This is a genomic window from Streptomyces phaeochromogenes (assembly GCF_001418655.1).
GTDB lineage: Bacteria > Actinomycetota > Actinomycetes > Streptomycetales > Streptomycetaceae > Streptomyces > Streptomyces phaeochromogenes.
Map to the genome: position 1 here is coordinate 92,883 of NZ_LIQZ01000161.1, position 18,164 is coordinate 111,046.

Genomic DNA, 18,164 nt, shown 5'->3' on the forward strand with positions numbered 1-18,164 from the left:
CCCGAGGAGGCAGCGGCAACGATGGAGATCCGTCCCACGACCGACAAGGATCTCGACGTCTTCGTCGACACGGTTCATGCCGCGTTCGGGCTCTTCCCGGAACCCCCGGTCGAGGGCGGCGGGCTCTGGTGGTCGGCGCTCGAAATGGACCGCTGTCTGCTCGCCCTGACGGCGGACGGGCGGCCTGTTGGCACCGCGGCCGCGCACTCCTTCGAGCTCACCCTGCCCGGTGGGACCCTTGTCCCGGTCTCCGGGGTGACCGCCGTGGGCGTTCTGCCCTCGCATCGGCGCCAGGGCGTGCTCAGCGCGATGGTGCGGCATCAGCTCGCCGAGTTGCGGGCCGGCGGGGGAGTTCCTTTCCGTGCTGCTGGCCTCTGAGGCCCCGATCTACGGCAGGTTCGGCTACGGACCGGCGACCTACACTGCGCAGCTGACGGTGCCGCGCCACAAGGCCGCCCTCGCGGTTCCCCGGGCGCGGGGAGTGGCCGACGCACCAGCGACCGGCTCGGACAACGGCTCGGTCGAGGTGCTGCGTCGGGCCGAGTGCGGCGAGATTCTGGAAGAGGTCTACGACCGCTACCGCCGCGCCCAGCCCGGCGCGCTGTCCCGCCCGCACCGCTGGTGGGGCTTGCGCGCGGGGCAGCCCCCGATCTCGCCGGCGCCGCGCTACGTCGCCGTCCACCGGGACGCCGACGGCGTCCCGGACGGGTACGCCAGCTACTCGGTCGAGTCCGGCACCCTGACGGTCGACGAGACCATCGCCACCGACGACGCCGTCTTCACGGCCCTGGCCTGGTTCGTACTCGGACACGATCTGGTCTCTCAGGTCGTGTTCAAGCACGTCCCGCCCGGGCACCCGCTGCGCTGGCAGTTCGCGGACTTCCGCGCCGGCGAGGTGAGCGGCGACATGGACTGGCTCTGGGCGCGACTGCTCGACGTCCCGCGTGCTCTGACCGCGCGCGGCTGGTTCACGGACGGCGAACTCGTCCTCGACATCGACGACCCGTTCCTCGCCGAACACGGCCGCTACCTGCTGACCGTCCGGGACGGCAAGGCCGACTGCGTCCCCACGGACCGGAAGCCCGACCTGTCCATGGACGTGCGCGACCTGGGCTCCGTCTACCTCGGCGGCACCGCCCCGAGCACGCTCGTACGTGCCGGACACATACAGGCCCACCGCCCAGGCGCGGCCACCCTCGCCGACTCCCTCTTCCGCGCCGACCGTCCCCCGCACTGCCTGCACTGGTTCTGACCGCGCGCTCGCCGACCCCACAAGTCTCGTCAGTCCATAGTCACCCGTCGCGGCGGATGCTGCCGACGGGCGAAGTGGCGAGCGGGTCCAGCCAGGAGCGGGGGCGAGGGCGGCCGGGCTGGAGCAGGCACACCGTCACGAACGGCCGGACAACCTCGCCTCCCCTGCGGCGGCTCGGCGAGGAACTGACCCACCACCGTTGCCTCGTCCACGGGCGTACGGCCCGGGAATGGATCGCCTACTGGGCACGCTGCCACGCCATGCCGGTGAACCGATGTGGGCACAGCACTAGAGGGAAGCGAGCAGCCCATAGAGGAGCGGGATGCGTGGTGCGCTGTCCGGCAGCCGCCACCAGCCCGAAGGGGTGCGGATCATCTGCGGGAAGCGCGGCCAGGGGAGTTCCTCGCTCTCACGGAGCCGGACGATGCGCAGGCCGGCTCCGGCCAGCGCGTTGATCACCTCGTCCAGGCCGTGCCTCCACTCGAAACTCTCCGTCGCGCCGTCGACGGCCGGGCCGTCGGTGTACGTGTGGGTGGAGTTGCCGTGGATGGCGCCGCGCCCCTGGAGATAGTCGTGGCGCAGTAGAAGGTCCGGGCCCTCGTCGGGGGCGGGCTTGGGACCGAGGGCGTTGAGCAGGGGGTGGAACTCGACGAGGTACAGCCGTCCACCCGGCTTGAGGAGACGGGCGATCACCTCCGCCCAGCGGTCCAGATCCGGCAGGTAGCACAGTGCTCCCTTGCCGGTGTAGACCACGTCGAAGCGTCGTTCGCCGAGCGCGTCGACCGCGTCGTACACATTGGCGCGTACGTAGTCGACGGCGCAGTCCGCCTTCGCCGCTAGGTCCCGGGCCGCCGCCACCGACGCCCCGGAGATGTCGAGCCCGACCGTGCGCGCTCCACGCCTGGCGAACGCGAGGGTCTCCGTGCCCAGATGGCACTGCAGATGCGCGACCTCCCGCCCTGCCAACTCGCCGAGGTCCTCCCACTCGAAGGGCGCGAACCAGCGGAACGGATCGGGCTGCTCCTCGACGTCGTAGAAACGGCTGGCCAGGTGTACGGGAGTCCGTGCGTCCCAGTTCGCCTGGTTGGCCTGCATCATCTCCAGGACCGCGGGATCGAACCGCTCGGCAGCCTCAGTCATGGATCCATCCAACCGTGAAATCCGTTCCTGCCGAAGCATCTCAGTGGATCTCGGCAAGCCCCTTCGCGAACTCCCCTCGTACACGCCCCGGAAGAAGTTGCCCAGGGACCGATGAGTTGTCGAGTGGCCCGCGGTCTACCCCTGCGAAAGGCATCAACACCCAACAACGAAGCAGGAGTCACTGCCATGAGCGCAACCACGCCCCAGACCCGTCCCACCACCTCGTCCCAGTCCTCCGCCCGGTCCGCGCGGCTGCTCGACACGCGCCCCGTGTGGCTGGTCGGCGTAGTCGCCACGCTCGTCGGTGCCGTCGTGACCGAGGCGTTCGGGCTCATCGCCCGAGGCGTCGGAGTACCGATGGAGGCGGCCAGTCCCGGCGCCACGGAAGCGGCGGAGATCCCGGTGGGCGGCTTTTTCGGCGGTGTGCTGTTCTGGTCGGTCGTCGGCATCGTCCTCGCGGTGGCCCTGGCTCGCTGGGCGAAGCGGCCCGCCCGCACCTTCGTGGTGACCACCGTCGCGCTCACCGCACTGTCCATGGCCGGCCCGGCGGTGGCCCCGCACACCGCGACCTCCACCCAGGTCGTCCTGGCGTTGTCCCATCTGGTGGCCGCCGCCGTGATCATTCCCGTGGTGGCGCGCCGGCTCTCCCACGGGCGCCCGTGACTCGCAGCGGAGGACGTGCGGCAACTGTGGCGGCCGGCCCATGTGGGCCGGCCGCCATTGATGTCGTGCGGTGCCGGCGGTGTGCCATGGCTCAGCCCCGGGTGGGCTCACTCCGAGGTGGCGCCGGCTACGCGGTCAGGCGCAGAGGACGCGGGTCTCGGGCGTGTAGACCGGACCGCCGCTGGTGCTCGTGCTGTCGCTGAACTCGGCGTAGAAGTACGAGTAGAAGCCGATGTTCCCGTTGCAGCCGGAGTCGGCGGCGACCTGAAGGGTCAGGGTGACAGTCCGGCTCTGACCGGGCGGGATGGTGGCGCCGTAGTTGGTACCGAGGTTGGCGGGTCCGGTACCGGAGCACGGCACGCTGCCGGCTGCCGTGGCCAGGCTGCAACCGGTGAAGCTGTACTTGAGGTCGGGCCGTTGGGTGGTCAGCCAGGTCGGCTCGATGGTCTGGTGGATGAACCAGACGTCGTAGGTGTTGTTGTTGGTGAGCGTCATCGACAGATTCACCGTGCCACCCGGAGTCGTGGTGGCGCTGTCGGTCGTGAAGGTGAGATCTGTCGGGCCCGCTTCGGCCGCGCTCGCGCTGGGCGCGAGGCCGAACAGGGCGAGGACGAGGGCGAAGATACCGGCGAGACCGATGCGTCTCATCTGTGTTGATCGCATGACCCGGGAGGCTAGGCAAACCGCGAACGCACCGTCTTCCCCAACGGACACACCCGGCGCGACGCTCGGCCGGAAGCGCGCGTCCGGTGACGCCGTCGTGAAGTTGCCTCCACGAATGGCTACTTCCTGCATTCGTGCAAGGCAACGCGGGATCGATGGCCTGACGAGTACGGCGCGTCATGCCGGACGGCTCCTCGGAACGGAGTGGAGCGGTGTGGCGGTAATGGCGGATACAGGAGGCGTCGGCCGCCACTGACCGAGCATCGCGGCGTGCGGTGCGATGACAGTTTCGGTCAGTCGTGCGCATTTGGGCCACGTAGCCAGCCGCATGACCGGCCCTGACGCCGACTTCGGCCCGCCGCTCGGGCTGCGTCGCCTGACCTGACCTGACCTGACCTGACCTGAGCCGGCCGGGACGAAGTCTGCCCGGCCGGCCAACCCGCGCACCCTTGCGCGACACCGCCCGATGCGCCGCCCAGAGACATGACCGTGGGCCCATGGCTGGATTCGCCGATGCCCTCTTCCCCGCCTTTCGGTCAAGCGGTACTCCTTGCCGAGATGCAGGGCGGCCCCAGGCAGGGAAGGGACACTGCGATGACGCGCGCGCGGCGCTATGGCCAAGAGGACCTGGGAAGTGCCGCTCCCGGCGATCCGGCCGCCTGTGGCCAGGCGGAGATGACCTCGTTCGACGAGGTGTACGACCAGCCGGACCCCAGACACTTCTTCCGCGTCCTGGGCCACTGGGACTATCAGACGCCTCGCCATGCGCAGGGGCTGTTCCGGCGCGTGGCCGCCGCCCGCGCGCGAACCGCCCGCGCCGCCGCCCCGGTCACCGTGCTGGACATCTGCTGCTCGTACGGCATCAACGCGGCCCTTCTCAACCACAGCCTCACCCTGGAAGACCTGTATGCCCACTACACATCCCCGCAGGCCGCGGCGCTCACCACGGCGGAGCTGATCGAGTGGGACCGTGCCTACTACGCGGCTCACCGACGTGCCGACGCTCACCCGGTCATCGGGCTCGACATCGCTGCGAACGCCATCACCTACGCTCTTGCCGTCGGCCTGCTGGACCAAGGCTTCACCGAGAACCTCGAAGAGGCTCCACCCACCCCCGCTCTCCTGCGCGCCGCGCAGCCAACCCTGCTGGTCACCGTCACGGGCGGAGCGAGTTTCCTGTCCCCGCGCACCTTTCAACCGCTCCTCGCCGCCGCTCACGAACCGGTGTGGATCGCGGCGTTGGTCCTGCGTACCGGCTCCTACCGCCACATCGCTGACGGGCTGACACCGTACGGCCTCATCACCGAGAAAGCGGCTGCTCCGACCTATCCGCAACGCCGCTTCACCAGCGTGCAGGAGCAGCGATATGCCATCACCGCTGTGACTGCCGCCGACGAGGATCCCCGGGGCAAGGAGACCGAGGGCTACTTCCACACCGCGCTGCACCTCTCACGACCCGCGCAAGACGCCACAGCCCTTCCGCTCACCACTCTTACGTCTGAGAGCGCCTAGGCACACGCGAACCGCACACGGGGGTTGCCCGCTCGTTTCAGGTCCACTCCGCCACCGCAGCTCGGCGGATACGACAGCGACGTCCCCCACCGGCGTCCCGCGCCGACCTGCCGTGGTCGGGTCCCAACTCCCGTACCAGGCAGGCCACTTGGCTCCAGGAATCGCCACCCCGCGACCCACCATGACGTCGGAAGGACTACCAAACGCCCTGAGAGCATCCTCGACCGTGACAGCCGTAGAGGTTGAAGGACAATCTCAGACCGACACCCGGGCCGGGCTCGCGGCGTGCTGGGCGTCACGCGCCATGCGCCACAGCGCCGCCGAGAGCCAGATCAGGATGGCGCCGACCAGGATGTGCAGCCCGCTCGTGAGCAGGCTGTCGGACAGGCCGGTGAGGAACGCGAACAGCGGCAGGACGACGGCGTAGCCCCAGGCCGGAATCGCCGGGAACACCCGGGCGCGGATCATCGCCGTGCCGAACAGCGCACAGCCCACGGCGAACACGGCCGCACAGCCGATGAGCGCGGGGATCGTCGGGCCGGTCAATACCTCGTCGATGACGTCGTCGTCGAAGTAGAACAACACCAGGTTCGAGGCGAACGCGGCGGCGCCGAACAGGCCGAGCCCGATGAGGTTCACGATGTGCGCCACCTCTGCGAAGCGGCCGGTGGCCGGGCGCTGTCGCAGTTGCAGTGCGGTGAGCAGCGGGAGGGCGAACGCGGGGGAGAGGCCGAGTGGGACGCTGGTCGCGGTGGTCTCCCCGGTGAACGCCTCGACCAGCGCGGGCAGGGCGATCAGCAGACCGGCCAGCACCCCGCACAGGGCGCCGACGCGAAACGTCGATGAGGTGACGGGTGAGGCGATGGGTGAGGTGAGGGGCGATGACATGAGGCCAACTCCGGTTGCTCCGACGGTTCTGACAGTGGGACAGGCCGCAACCGTAGGGAGCCGCCGACCAGCGGCAGGAGGTGCAGAACGGGGACATCGACCGCCGGAAGTCACCATCTCCCGCGGGCCGTCCAGCCGTTCGGCACGTGTCGTTCGGCCCTAACCACCTGGAGTTTCCGCGGCGACGCCGCTGAGCCACCGGGTCCGGCCTAGCCTGACGACAGTGGGTGATGGTGGGTGAGGGGGTGTTCATGGCGGCGTACGGGCCTGTGCGGTGGGTGCCGCCGCTGCTGTACGGCGCCGTGCTCGTGGGCGGTCTGTACTACGCGGCGGCCGGACTGGGCGACGGTCCGGGCCCGTCGGTGTGGCGGACGGTCGGCTTCGTCGCCGTGATCGGGGCGCTGTTCGCCCTGGAAGCGGCGGGACACCGCCGTCCCACGGCCCGGGTGCCGCTACTGCTGGCGCGCTGCGCCCTGATCGGCGCGGCGGTGGTCCTTGACGCCTCGGACCTGGCCCAAGTGCTGTTCGTGCTGCTGCCGTTCACCGCCTACTTCGCCTTCGGCCGTACGACCGCACTCGCGCTGGGCGCGCTCTGCCTGGCCGGGCTGCTCACCTTGTACGTACTGACTGCTCCCAGCTGGTACCGCGACCTGGAGCACGTCTCCGACCTGCTGATGCTCACCGTCGGCCTGGTGCTGGCGCTCTCGATGGCCGCCGTGGCCGTCGGCGAACAGCGCGCCCGGCGTGAACTGGAGGAGTACGCCGAGCGGGTCGCCGAGCTGTCGGCCGCCACCGAACGCAATCGGCTGGCCCGGGACATCCACGACAGCCTCGGTCACCATCTCACCGCGATGTCGGTCCAGTTGGAGATGGCCTCCGACTTCAGGGCCCTGGACCCCGACGCGGCCCAGCGGGCGCTGAACGAGGCGAGGCGCTCGGTGAAGCTCGCGCTCGGCGACGTACGGCAGTCGGTCCGCGCTCTGCGTGGCGAGGCGGCGCACCCCACGCTCTCGGCCGCGCTCGCCGGCCTGGCCCACGGCGGCGAGGCCCGGCCGGTGGTCACCGTGGAGGTGACGGGCGACGAGGACGGCCTCGGCGCGGCCGAACTGACCGCCCTGTACCGGGCCGCCCAGGAGGCGGTGACCAACGCGCGCCGTCATGCGCGGGCCACGCGGGTGACGGTGGCGGTCCTGCTGGCCGAGGACACCGCGCGGCTGGTGGTGTCCGACGACGGCCGTGGCTTCGTACCGGAGGCGGCCGTCGGCGGGTTCGGGCTCCTCGGGATGAGGGAACGGGTGCACCTGGTGGCGGGGAGCGTGGACATCGACAGCGGCCCGGATGCCGGGACCCGGCTTACGGTGACCGTGCCGCGCGGGAAGACCACGTGGGGATGAGCATGGACGAACGCGGGCGGAGATGACCATGGACGACCAGGAGCCGGCGCCGCCGGTCCGGGTGCTGGTGGTCGACGACCAGCGGCTCATCCGCGACGGCATCGCCTCGCTGCTCGCCATCCGGCCGGGCATCGCCGTCGTCGGTACCGCCGTGGACGGGCGGGACGCCGTGGCGAAGACCCTCGAACTGGGCCCGGACGTGGTGCTCATGGACGTCCGGATGCCGGAGATGGACGGGATCGAAGCGGTCGCCGTCCTGCGCGGCCGGGCCCCGGAGTGCAGGGTGGTCATGCTGACGACGTTCGAGGACGAGGAGTACGTCGTGCAGGCGCTGCGGGCCGGCGCCCACGGCTACCTGCTGAAGGACCTGCCGGCCGAGGAACTCGCCCACGCGGTCCGCCTGGCGCACGCGGGCGTCACCCAGCTCGACTCGTCCGTCGCCCGCCACCTCACGGCCTCCCTGCCGAACCCCACGCCCGCCCCAACTGCCAAACCTCCCGCGACTGTTGCCGCCGTCCTGAGCCCGCGCGAGACGGACATCCTGCGGCTCGTGGCACAGGGCCACACCAACCGGGAGATCGCCGCGCGGCTGTACCTCAGCGAGGGCACGGTCAAGAACCACGTGTCCCGGATCCTCACCCGGCTCGCCCTGCGCGACCGCACCCAGGCGGCCCTGCGCGCCCGGGACCTCGGCCTGCTGTGAGACCCGACCTCGCCGTCGTTGAGCACCGCGCACGCCGGTGTTTCAAGTGGCCGCCGCCCGCCGCACTGTTGCGGTTCACCACCAGCGGGCACGAATCAGACATGTATTGCTGCCTCTCCGCTCCCCACGGTGGCCTGCGATCCGCCGCACTCCTCGCCCCCGCCCTCTTCCGAGCCCTCCACGCCGCCGCCCGCCGCGGCACGACACAGATACGCCACCCCCGCGACCCGGACGCCGTGTCCGCCGTCAACCTGGAACTGGTCACGCTCACCGAGGACCTGGCCGTCATCACCTGGTACACCGGCGTGACCGGCAGCGACGACGGATTCGGCCACCTGCTCCCCGCGGTCACCGAGGGCGAAGTCGTCTACGGCACCCACCCCGCCCGGCTGAACCGCACCGCCTCCGAAGGCCGCCGCACCGCCCACCACTACGTGGAACTGACCGACCTGGAACCCGGCCAGACGTACTACTACCAGGCCCGCTCCCGGGGTTCGGCGGCCACACCCACACCACTGCACCTCGTGAAGGGCAACGCCGTCGGAACCTCGCTGCACGGGCTCGGCTCGCGCGGCGGCCCGTACTCCTTCACCACGCCCCAGCCTCCGCCCGGCCGCCACCTGCGGACGATCGCCCTCTGCAACGACCTGCATCTGGGAGAGACCACAGCCGGTCTGGTGGCCGGAGTCCCGTTGATGCGGGGCGTCTCGCAGCGGCTCGGCCTCGCCCCGTATCCGGAAATCATGGGCCGGGCCCTGGTCGACGAGGCCCGTCGGCGCGGAGCCGACCATCTGCTGGCCGCGGGCGACATCTCGGCCGGCGGCGCGCCGCGCGATCTGGCCGGGGCCAGGCAGATCCTCGACGGCTTCGGCACGCACGGGCAGGACTACTTCGTCGTCCGCGGGAACCACGACCGGCCCAGACCGAAGAGTGGCCACGACCCGTTCGGCGACAGCTTTCTGGACGAATTCCCCGGTGGCGACGGGCCCGCGTACTTCGCACGCGATCTCGGCGGGCTGCGGATCGTCGGACTGGACACCTACGAGAAAAGGGGCAACGGCAGCGACTCCGGCGGACTCTCGCCCGACCAACTGGCTTGGTTCCGGGCCAGGTTGAGGGAGAACAGGGACCAGCCGACCATGGTCTTCGGACACCACCCACTGACCGTACGCAATTCACTGTTCCCCGTGATGAGCGGGCAGCGCCTCAACCGCCGCCAGGCCCGCGCGATCCTCGACGCCTACTCCGTTGCCCCCGGTGTCTTCCTCCACCACGCCGGTCACACCCACCGCAACAAGCGCACCGTCCTCCCACAGGCGCGGCACGTCACGCTGCAGGAGGTCAGCGCCGTGAAGGAGTACCCGGGCGGCTTCTGCCTGCTTCGGATCCACACGGGCGGCTACGCCCTCAACTACTACAAGACGAGCAGCGGACCGGCCCGGGAATGGAGCGAGCGGAGCCGACGCGTGGCGGCGGGCCTGTGGCCCCAGCACGCCCTGGGCCGCTCGGTGTGCGACCGCAACAGCGTCGCCACCCGCGATCTCTCGGGTATCACCCCGTCGGCCTCGCCGACTGTGGTCCGTGGTGCTGCCTAGACGACGGCCCTGGTGCTGCTCAGGTGACGGCCCTGGTGCTGCCTGGTCGACGGGCCGGAGCATGGTGGTTCGGTGCTGCGCCACATCCGACGGAGGTAGGAGCCTCTGCCTGGTCCTTCAGCCAGTACGGTGAGCATGAGGCCTACCGGATGAACGGCACCCTGGCTGCGTATGTCGGAGGAAGCGATGAGCGGGGAAGGGCAAGGGGGTTCCGGTCAGCAGCTGCCCAAGCTGCGGCTGGACGAGCTGCTCGACGAGCTCCAGGCGCGCATCGACGCGGCCCGGGGGACGCAGGACCGGGTGCACAGTCTGCTGGAAGCGGTGCTGTCGGTCGGGCGGGAGCTCGATCTGCCGCACGTGCTGCGGCGCATCGTCGAGGCCGCCGTGGTGCTGGTGGACGCCGAGTACGGGGCGCTGGGTGTGATCGGGGACGACAGCCGGCTGTCGGAGTTCCTGACGGTGGGCATCGGCGAGGAACTGCGCGCGGAGATCGGTGAACTGCCCAGCGGCCACGGCATCCTCGGCGAGCTGATCCGGCACCCGGAACCGCTGCGGCTGCCGGAGCTTTCTGAGCACCCGGCCTCGCACGGGTTCCCCGACCACCATCCGCCGATGCATTCGTTCCTGGGTGTGCCCATCCGCGTGCGCGAGAAGGTGTTCGGGAACATCTACCTCACCGAGAAACGGGGCGCGGCGGAGTTCGACGCCGAGGACGAGTCGGTGCTCTCCACTCTCGCCGTGGCGGCCGGAGTGGCCATCGAGAACGCCCGGTTGTACGAGGAGACGCGGCTGAGCGAGCGCTGGATGCGGGCCAGTTGGGAGGTCACGAGCGCGCTGCTGTCGGGAACGTCCGGTGCCGAGGTGCTGGAGCTGATCGTCGAACAGGCCAGGGAGATCGCCTCGGCGGACGTGGGGATGATCGCAGAGTACATGATCGGGGCGCAGCAACTGCGGCCGGTGCTCGCGGTCGGGGCGGACGCGGAGCGGCGCAACGGGCTGGTCCTCTCCGCGCAGGACGGATTTGTCGCGGCCGCGCTCACCACGGCGGAGCCGGTGGTCAGCGTCGACATAGAGCTCGACGACCGTACCGGTGAGTTGGAGTCGCACTGGGCCGGGCTCGGCCCGGTGGTCGCGGTGCCGCTCGGCGCCGGCGGGAAGGCCCGCGGAGTGCTCCTGCTGGGGCGTCTGGCGGGCCGAACGCCGTTTTCCGACGCCGACAGTGGGCCCCTGCTCGGCTTCGCGGGTCAGGCGGCGCTGGCGCTGGAGCTCGCCGAGCGCCGCCGGGACGCGGAGCAGCTTGTGCTGCTGCAGGACCGGGACCGGATCGCGCGCGACCTGCACGACCTGGCGATCCAGCGCCTCTTCGCGGCAGGCATGACCCTGCAGAGCGCACAGCGCTTCGTGGACCATCCCGAGGCCGTGGAGCGGCTTTCGCGGACCGTCGACGATCTCGACGACACCATCAAGATCATCCGGTCGACGATCTTCGGGCTGCGCGCCCATGGCGGTGGGACGAAGGAGGACAGCGGCCTGCGCGGCCGGGCGTCCGAGGCAGTGCAGGCCTGCGCCACCTCCCTCGGCTTCGCTCCCGCGCTGCGGATCGAGGGCCTCGTCGACACGGACGTCCCCGGCGATGTCGCCGACCATGCGCTCGCGGTCCTCGGCGAGGCGCTCAGCAACGCGGTCCGGCACGCGGGGGCGCACTCCGTGGACGTCCATCTGCAGTGCGCCAGGGGCGAGTTGGCGCTGACGGTGACGGACGACGGGTGCGGAGTGCCCGACGGTGTGGCGCGCAGCGGACTGAAGAACCTGGAGGACCGGGCCCGCGCGCTCGGCGGAACGCTCACACTCGGCGAACGGCCGCAGGGCGGTGGTACGCGCCTGGTGTGGCGCGTACCGACAGGCTCAGCGCGGGACTGACCGTGCCCCTTCGGTCAGCGTCCGGGACACTGCTCGACGAGGCGAGGAAGGCCCCTGAGGGCCGTACCCCAGGCGGATCACCATCTGTGCGTGACCGCGCCGGTCGCTCGGCCATGGCATCAGCTGTTCGCGCAGATCGGGCCACTCCAGGGCTTGGTGCAGCAGCGACGCCCGCAGGCCACGAGCGGTGGCCGTCAGTAGTACGCGTTCCAGCGCCTGACCGGCGCGCAGCCAGTCGGTCCGGCGGTCGTGCGCGGTGGACAGCACGGCGATCGACGGCCGCTTCTCGAAGGGGCGGGAGGCAGGCACGGCCGGGTGTCGGTGTGCGCCGAAGTCCCGCATCGGGACCTGTTCCCGGGAATCCTTCGGGCCCAGCGCCTCCGGCGGTACTCCCAGGTCCGTGTGGTTCGGATCGCGCACCCATAGGCGACTCTCCGCGGCCCGGTCGGCGTCGGACGTGTTGCGGCGCTCCGCTTCCGCGGTCAGCCGCAGCAGGCGGTCGGTCTCGCGCGGCGCGGGACGGCTCAGCTGTACGCCTTCACTGTGAGCGGCCTCGGCGAGTTCGGTGTGGACGGCAGTGGGCAACGGCCGCTCCGAGAAGGGGAAGCGGCTGCTGTGCCGGCGCCACACCGCGTCGTACAGGTGCGGCGAAGAGGCGGTTCTGGCGGTGCCGCCGAAGCGTACGGTGGCGAGCAGGTCCGGCTCGTCGGGCCGGGGCAGCAGGCGGGACACCGGTTCCCAGCCGAAGTGCGCCACCGCCACCCGCAGGTTGAGGAGCGCGCACCCGACGGAGAGGTGCAGGGCACGCCCGGTCGGGTCGATGTGGCGCAGGCCATGGTCCGGGGCGGCGCGGATCTCCAGGGTGACGGTGTCCGGGTCGAGGCGGAAGCGCCAGGGCTGGGTGTTGTGGATCGAGGGGGCGGCCACGGCCGCGGATATGAGTTTCTCCAGGGTCGGGGCGTCGAGTGTCATGGACCTCATCGCGAACTCCTCCCCGCCCCGGGCCGAGTGGCGGGCCGGGCTCATCGGTGACCGCTCCCAGCGTGCGGTCACCGGGTGTAGCGGCAGCAGGGGCCGTACGGCCCTGTGCTGTGCCGGACGGCCCGGATGCGCTTCACCTCGCGGGGCGCTCGCCGGATTCGGGCTGTTCGAGGTGGGAAGCGAGGACCGCGGCCTGCACTCGGCGCTGGACACCCAGCTTGGCCAGCAGCCGGGAGATGTGGTTCTTGACGGTCTTCTCCGAGAGGAAGAGCTTCTTGCCGATCTCGCGGTTGGTGAGTCCGTCTCCGATGAGGGCGAGGATGTCGCGTTCGCGTGGGGACAGACTCGCCAGCTCGGGGGCGACGGCCGGGGTACCGGCAGGATCCGCCCGCAGGGAGGCCATCAGCCGGGCGGTCGTCGCGGGGTCGAGCATGGACTGGCCCGAGGCGACGGTGCGTACCGCTGAGACGAGGTCGGAGCCCTTGATCTGCTTGAGGACGTAGCCCGAGGCGCCGGCCATGATCGCGTCGAGCAGGGCTTCCTCGTCGTCGAACGAGGTCAGCATGAGAACGGCCAGCTCCGGCATCTGGCTGCGCAGCTCGCGGCAGACGGTGATCCCGTCGCCGTCCGGCAGGCGTACGTCCAGGACGGCGACGTCCGGGCGCAGGGCCGGGCCGCGCGCGAGCGCGTGCTCGACGTTCTCGGCGTCGCCGACCACCGAGATGTCCGGTTCGGCGTCCAGGAGGTCGGACAGACCGCGTCGTACGACCTCGTGGTCGTCCAGCAGGAAGACGCGGATCGGGTCCTGCTCCGTGAAGGTGCGTGTCCTGGTCATGGCGACCCCTCGTTCCCCGGCGACTGACGGACTGCGGGCTGTCCGCGACGACGATCGTCACTCGCCGGCAGCCGGATGCACTAGGGCCGACCGGCCCCACTCCGACCCACAATGCGCCCTGTCCGGCGCATCCGCCGCGGGCCAAGCCCGTTCCGGAGCCCCGGAGGCGATCGCTCGATGCGCGGTCACAGGCGGCTGCCGCTGCCGTACGGGGCGTAGAGGTCCAGCAGCCGGGTCCGGGCCGAGCGTAGACGGTGGGCGAGGATGTCGCCCACCCACCGGGCGACCGTGTGGCCCAGGGCGGGGTCGTCCTGGCACATCGCCCGGACGGCCGGGGCGTCGAACTCGTAGGCGCGGACCGGGCTCGTCGTCTCGGCGCCCAGGTGCCAGGAGTGCGGTGCGAACAGCCAGGACCAGCCGACGAGCTCGTTGTGGCCGAGGGTCTCGATGACCGCTGCCCGGCGGCCGGGTACGCGCATGTCGAGCTGGATCGTGCCGGTGCGGATGATCCAGAACCGGTCGGCGCGACCGCCCTCCTCGAAGAGGCGGACTCCCTGCGGGAACGACACCTCCCGGGCGATGTGCATCAGTCGCTGCCGGTGCTCGGCGGGCAGTGCCCGCGGCATGCTGGACGTGGGCGAAGCGTTCATGACCGGCCTCCAGGACGGACGTTCGAACCTAGGACTTCCAGCGTGTGCCCGTGCCTCGGCTCGAACCATGGGCCACCCGGCCCCAGGGAGGGGACTGTGCGGCCCCTGCGCACGCGGACGTTCCTGTACGAGGCTCTGCATGAGATCGGGCAGGACCGGACACAGGAGGTGCCCACCATGGTTCGGCACATCACCGCAGGAATCGACGGATCCGCCGAGAGCCTCGCCGCCGCACACTGGGCGGCCAGGGAGGCCCTGCGTCGCGGCGTCTCGCTGAACCTCGTGCACGCCTGGACGTGGCACCCACGCCCCGCCCCCTCCGTCCCCGCGGACAGGACCGAGCGCGACTGGGCCGAACAGACCCTGGACCGGGCGGCGGGCAGCATCCGTGCCGCGCACCCCGGGCTGCGGGTCGTGGAGCGACTGGTGGCCGACTCCGCGGTGGCCGCCCTCCTCGCGGCGGCCGAGGACGAGGAGCTGCTCGTCCTCGGTTCCCGTGGGCTCAGTGGCGTCGCGGGATTCATGGTCGGCTCGGTGTCCCAGCGGCTCGTCGCCAGGTCCTCCCGCCCTCTGGTGCTCGTACGTGCGGGTGAGAGTGCCGCCGACGAACACTTCACCACCCTGGACGGCGTCTCGCCCGACGAGATACCCGAGACCCCCTATCGCGATGTCGTCCTCGGCCTGGACACCCCGCGCCCCAGTGACGAGCTGATCGAGTTCGCCTTCGAGTCCGCACGGCGCTGCGGCGCCACGCTGCACGTGATCCACGCCTTCGGTACGCCGCGGGTCCAGCCGGCCGACGGACCGTGGGCCACGGTGACCGGGCCGGAACTGATCGCGGCACAGGAACACGCCATGGTCGCGACCCTGCGCCCGTGGTGCGAGAAGTTCCCCGAGGTCACGGTGGTCGAGACCGTCTCCGAGGGACGGCCCGCCACCGCGCTGGTGCGGGCGTCGTCCGGAGCCTCCCTCGTCGTCGTGGGGCGCCGGACCCGGGACAGCCACCTCGGCACGCACATCGGCGCCGTCACTCACGCGGTGCTGCACCACGTCGGCTGCCCCGTGGCCGTCGTCCCGCACGACTGAAGCGGCGCCGTGACGGTGCTCAGGCCAACGGCCCAGGGCACCAGCGGTCCAGGGAGGGAACAGCAGTCATGACCACACGTCACGTCATCGTCGGGGTGGACGGCTCCGTCATCGCCGTACGAGCACTGGACCTGGCCGCCGACGAGGCAGCCCTGCGCGCCACCAGTCTGGAGATCGTGTACGCCGTCCCCGACCTCGACGAGGCGGGCCCGGTGCTGGCGTCCGCCGCCTCGCGGGTGCGTTACCGCCACCCGCGCCTGCCGGTCGTGACCGTCCCTGCCGAGGGCCACTCGGCGGCCGTCCTGGCGGAACACGGACGCAGGGCCGCGCTGACCGTCGTCGGCTGCCGGAGTCTCGGCGGGTTCGCGGGCACGATGTTCGGCTCGGTGAGCCGGCGCCTCGCCGCGCACGCGCCCGGCCCGCTGCTGGTCGTACGCGGCGACTCTCCGCCGCACCTGCACAACGAGGTAGTGCTCGTCCTCGACGAGGAGGACGACGCGGACACGGCGGCGTTCGCCTTCCAGGAGGCGGAACTCCGTGGTGCTTCGCTGCGGATCTTCCGGCCCCCGGCGGATCGGCACCCGGCCCTGGTCCCGGTGCCGCACCGACGGAGCGAGTGGACCGCGTCGTACCTCCCGGCCGGTGAGCCGCCGACGGTGCTCGGCGCTCGGCATCCTCTCGTCCGGATGGGGAGTCGCGACGCTGCCGCCGCCTCGACGCAGACGCTGCTGGAGGCCACACGTACGGCGGACCTCGTCGTGACCGCCTGCCGACCCGAGCGGACCGGGCATGGCCGCCATCTCGGTTCCCTGGCACGGACGTTGCTGCATCGGGCCCACTGCCCGGTGCTGCTCGTTCCCGCCGGGCAGGAGAGCGCCGCGCCCTCGGCCTCGTGAAGGAACTCCGCCGCGCCGTGCGGCGGGAGCACGGGCTGTCGGCTCTGTCGGCTCTGTCGGCTCTATCGGCTCGTTCGGTCCTTTCGGCCTACCGAGTGTCGTCCCGTGCGCGACTCCACTCCCCGTACGCCGCGACGGCGGTGGGCAGCGTCGGGAAGACCAGATCGGCGCCGACCGACTTCGTCAGGCCGTACGCGTCCAGGTCGTCCATCAGGTCCTGCTTGACGCGGGCGAGGGCGAACACGATGCCGCGCCGGGTCAGTTCGAGGCGCAGCGCGTCGACGGCGTCCAGGGCGGTGATGTCGACCTCGACGTTCGCCTCGGTGTTGAGGACGAACCAGCGGACCGGGTCCTCCTGTTCGTCGACGGCGGCCAGGGCCCGGCGGCGGAAGTTCTCGGCGTTGGCGAAGAACAGGGGCGAGTCGTAGCGGTAGACCAGCAGGCCGGGGATGGTGCGGGCCTGCGGGTAGTCGTCGATGTCGTGCATGCCGGCCACACCGGGGACCACTCCCTCGACGGCATCGTTCGGACGGGCCACGCGGACCAGAAGCTCCGCGACCGACAGGCCGACGGCGACGATCACGCCGTACAGGATGTCCAGGGCCAGCACCCCGGCCAGGCAGCCGAGGGCAAGCAGCAGTTCCCGGCGGCGGAAGGAAGCCAGCCGGTGGAAGCCCGCCAGGTCGATCATGCGGACCGCGGCGTACACGACGAGCGCGCCCAGCACGGCCGAGGGTGTGCGGGCCAGCAGCGGGCTCAGGAAGAGCAGTACCGCGAGGACCACCGCACCGGCGACCAGCGAGTACGCCTGGCTGCGGGCGCCGGCCGAGGCGGCGAGCGCGGTCCGGCTGGCGCTGCTGCTCACCGGGAAACCGCGCAGTGCGCTCGCACCCAGATTGGCGGCTCCAAGGGCCAGGAACTCCTGGTTGGGGTCGAGGCCGGGGCCCTTGTCGTCGGAGGAGGGGACGGTGAAGGCGCGCGCGGTGAGGATGAAGTCCGTGTAGCCCACGAGGAGCACTCCGAGGGCCGGGAGGACCAGGTGCGCCAGTTCGGTCAGGTCGGGCACGGCGAGTCCCGGCAGACCCGACGGGACCTCTCCGATCACCTTGATGCCGTACCGGTCGTCCAGGTCGAACACAGCCACGGCCGCCGTGCCGAGTACCAGGGCCAGCAGAGGGCCGGGGACCGCCCGGAAGAACCGCGCCACCGTGAAGAGGAACGCGAGCGTGACGACGCCGACCAGCAGCGTCGCCGCATGGACCTCTGTCAGGTGCCGTACGAAGGACCAGAGTTGGGCGAAGAACTCGGACCCCGTCGTGCGTACGCCGGTGAGCTTGGGCAGCTGGTCCACGATCATGATCAGTGCCACGCCCGCGAGGTAGCCGATCAGGACGGGCCGGGAGAGCAGGTCCGCGAGGAAGCCCAGCCGCACCGCCCACGCCACCAGGCACAACAGGCCCACCGTGAGTGCGAGGGCGGCTGCCAGTGCGGCGTAACGGTCCGGGTCTCCGGCGGCCAGCGGGGCGACCACGGTCGCCGTCATCAGCGCGGTCGTCGACTCGGGACCGACCGACAGGAGACGTGAGGAGCCGAACACGGCGTACAGCCCGAGTGCGGGCAGGATCGCCCACAGTCCGGCGACCGGCGGCAGACCCGCCACGCCCGCGTACGCCATCACCTGCGGGACGAGGTACGCGGCCACGGTCACCCCGGCCAGCAGGTCGCCCTTCAGCCACGAGCGCCGGTAGCCGAGGAGCGTGCCGACTCCGGGCGCGAGGTGCCCGAGGAGAGTGCCGAGCCTCTGTGTCGGACGGCCTCCCGGAACGTGCCCGCCCGCGCTCCTTGCCATGAGTCTCCTTCTGTCGCGTGACCTCAGGATCCACCGACGGGCGGACGGCCGCGAGACGTCGACCCGGCCGACAGGAACCTACAGGCACTCCGGCCCCGTTCCCGGCAGCCCAACCGGCCCTGTGAAAAGGGCCGTTC

At 71.2% G+C, this 18,164-nt stretch carries 15 protein-coding genes and 1 pseudogene; 9 read left to right on the top strand and 7 right to left on the bottom strand.

Features of this window, described 5'->3' with window-relative positions:
• Positions 1–21: 21 nt before the first annotated feature.
• Positions 22–1,252, top strand: a pseudogene (locus AOK17_RS22250) (GNAT family N-acetyltransferase).
• A 288-nt stretch (positions 1,253–1,540) separates the two neighbouring features.
• On the opposite strand, the gene AOK17_RS22255 reads toward AOK17_RS22250, so the two are convergent.
• Complete coding sequence (locus tag AOK17_RS22255) at positions 1,541–2,392, bottom strand: class I SAM-dependent methyltransferase (protein WP_079053204.1); 852 nt, start codon at positions 2,390–2,392, stop codon at positions 1,541–1,543.
• A 186-nt stretch (positions 2,393–2,578) separates the two neighbouring features.
• Here AOK17_RS22255 and AOK17_RS22260 point away from each other — a divergent pair, with 186 nt between their 5' ends.
• Positions 2,579–3,055 (top strand): DUF6069 family protein, encoded by a 477-nt coding sequence (locus AOK17_RS22260; protein WP_055614279.1) that lies wholly within the window; start codon positions 2,579–2,581, stop codon positions 3,053–3,055.
• Positions 3,056–3,190: 135 nt separating this feature from the next.
• Here AOK17_RS22260 and AOK17_RS22265 read toward each other — a convergent pair whose 3' ends face one another.
• Complete coding sequence (locus AOK17_RS22265) at positions 3,191–3,718, bottom strand: COG1361 family protein (protein WP_055614280.1); 528 nt, start codon at positions 3,716–3,718, stop codon at positions 3,191–3,193.
• Between the two features lie 594 nt (positions 3,719–4,312).
• Here AOK17_RS22265 and AOK17_RS22270 point away from each other — a divergent pair.
• On the top strand, positions 4,313–5,230 hold the full coding sequence (locus tag AOK17_RS22270) for a hypothetical protein (RefSeq protein WP_245697284.1): 918 nt from the start codon (positions 4,313–4,315) through the stop codon (positions 5,228–5,230).
• Positions 5,231–5,485: 255 nt separating this feature from the next.
• Here the strand turns inward: AOK17_RS22270 and AOK17_RS22275 are convergent, their stop codons facing one another.
• A complete protein-coding gene (locus AOK17_RS22275) occupies positions 5,486–6,118 on the bottom strand; it encodes a hypothetical protein (RefSeq protein WP_055614281.1) in 633 nt (210 codons plus the stop codon).
• 251 nt (positions 6,119–6,369) lie between these two features.
• On the opposite strand from AOK17_RS22275, the gene AOK17_RS22280 reads away from it, so the two are divergent.
• The 4 genes from AOK17_RS22280 to AOK17_RS22295 all read left to right on the top strand — a co-directional run bounded on the left by AOK17_RS22280 (position 6,370) and on the right by AOK17_RS22295 (position 11,730).
• A complete protein-coding gene (locus tag AOK17_RS22280) occupies positions 6,370–7,512 on the top strand; it encodes a sensor histidine kinase (RefSeq protein WP_055614312.1) in 1,143 nt (380 codons plus the stop codon).
• Positions 7,513–7,540: 28 nt separating this feature from the next.
• Entirely contained in the window at positions 7,541–8,215 is a 675-nt protein-coding gene (locus tag AOK17_RS22285) for a response regulator (RefSeq protein WP_055614313.1), read from the top strand.
• A gap of 101 nt (positions 8,216–8,316) precedes the next feature.
• Complete coding sequence (locus AOK17_RS22290) at positions 8,317–9,810, top strand: purple acid phosphatase family protein (protein ID WP_055614282.1); 1,494 nt, start codon at positions 8,317–8,319, stop codon at positions 9,808–9,810.
• 171 nt (positions 9,811–9,981) lie between these two features.
• Complete coding sequence (locus AOK17_RS22295; RefSeq protein ID WP_281198619.1) at positions 9,982–11,730, top strand: sensor histidine kinase; 1,749 nt, start codon at positions 9,982–9,984, stop codon at positions 11,728–11,730.
• Here the strand turns inward: AOK17_RS22295 and AOK17_RS22300 are convergent.
• From AOK17_RS22300 to AOK17_RS22310, 3 genes are all read right to left on the bottom strand, one after another.
• Entirely contained in the window at positions 11,716–12,711 is a 996-nt protein-coding gene (locus AOK17_RS22300; RefSeq protein ID WP_055614315.1) for an Acg family FMN-binding oxidoreductase, read from the bottom strand. The two genes, AOK17_RS22295 and AOK17_RS22300, sit on opposite strands and share 15 nt — an antisense overlap.
• Positions 12,712–12,844: 133 nt before the next feature.
• Positions 12,845–13,546, bottom strand: coding sequence for a response regulator (locus tag AOK17_RS22305; protein ID WP_055614283.1), 702 nt, complete (start codon positions 13,544–13,546; stop codon positions 12,845–12,847).
• 185 nt (positions 13,547–13,731) lie between these two features.
• Positions 13,732–14,196 (bottom strand): Crp/Fnr family transcriptional regulator, encoded by a 465-nt coding sequence (locus tag AOK17_RS22310; RefSeq protein ID WP_055614284.1) that lies wholly within the window; start codon positions 14,194–14,196, stop codon positions 13,732–13,734.
• Between the two features lie 177 nt (positions 14,197–14,373).
• Here AOK17_RS22310 and AOK17_RS22315 point away from each other — a divergent pair, with 177 nt between their 5' ends.
• Together AOK17_RS22315 and AOK17_RS22320 are read left to right on the top strand one after the other, a co-directional pair.
• A complete protein-coding gene (locus AOK17_RS22315) occupies positions 14,374–15,282 on the top strand; it encodes a universal stress protein (RefSeq protein ID WP_055614316.1) in 909 nt (302 codons plus the stop codon).
• Between the two features lie 68 nt (positions 15,283–15,350).
• Positions 15,351–16,178 carry a universal stress protein gene (locus AOK17_RS22320; RefSeq protein ID WP_055614285.1) on the top strand — a complete coding sequence of 276 codons (828 nt, stop codon included), beginning with the start codon at positions 15,351–15,353 and terminating at the stop codon, positions 16,176–16,178.
• 88 nt (positions 16,179–16,266) lie between these two features.
• Here AOK17_RS22320 and AOK17_RS22325 read toward each other — a convergent pair whose 3' ends face one another.
• Positions 16,267–18,027 carry a SulP family inorganic anion transporter gene (locus AOK17_RS22325; RefSeq protein ID WP_055614286.1) on the bottom strand — a complete coding sequence of 587 codons (1,761 nt, stop codon included), beginning with the start codon at positions 18,025–18,027 and terminating at the stop codon, positions 16,267–16,269.
• Between the last annotated feature and the right edge of the window lie 137 nt (positions 18,028–18,164).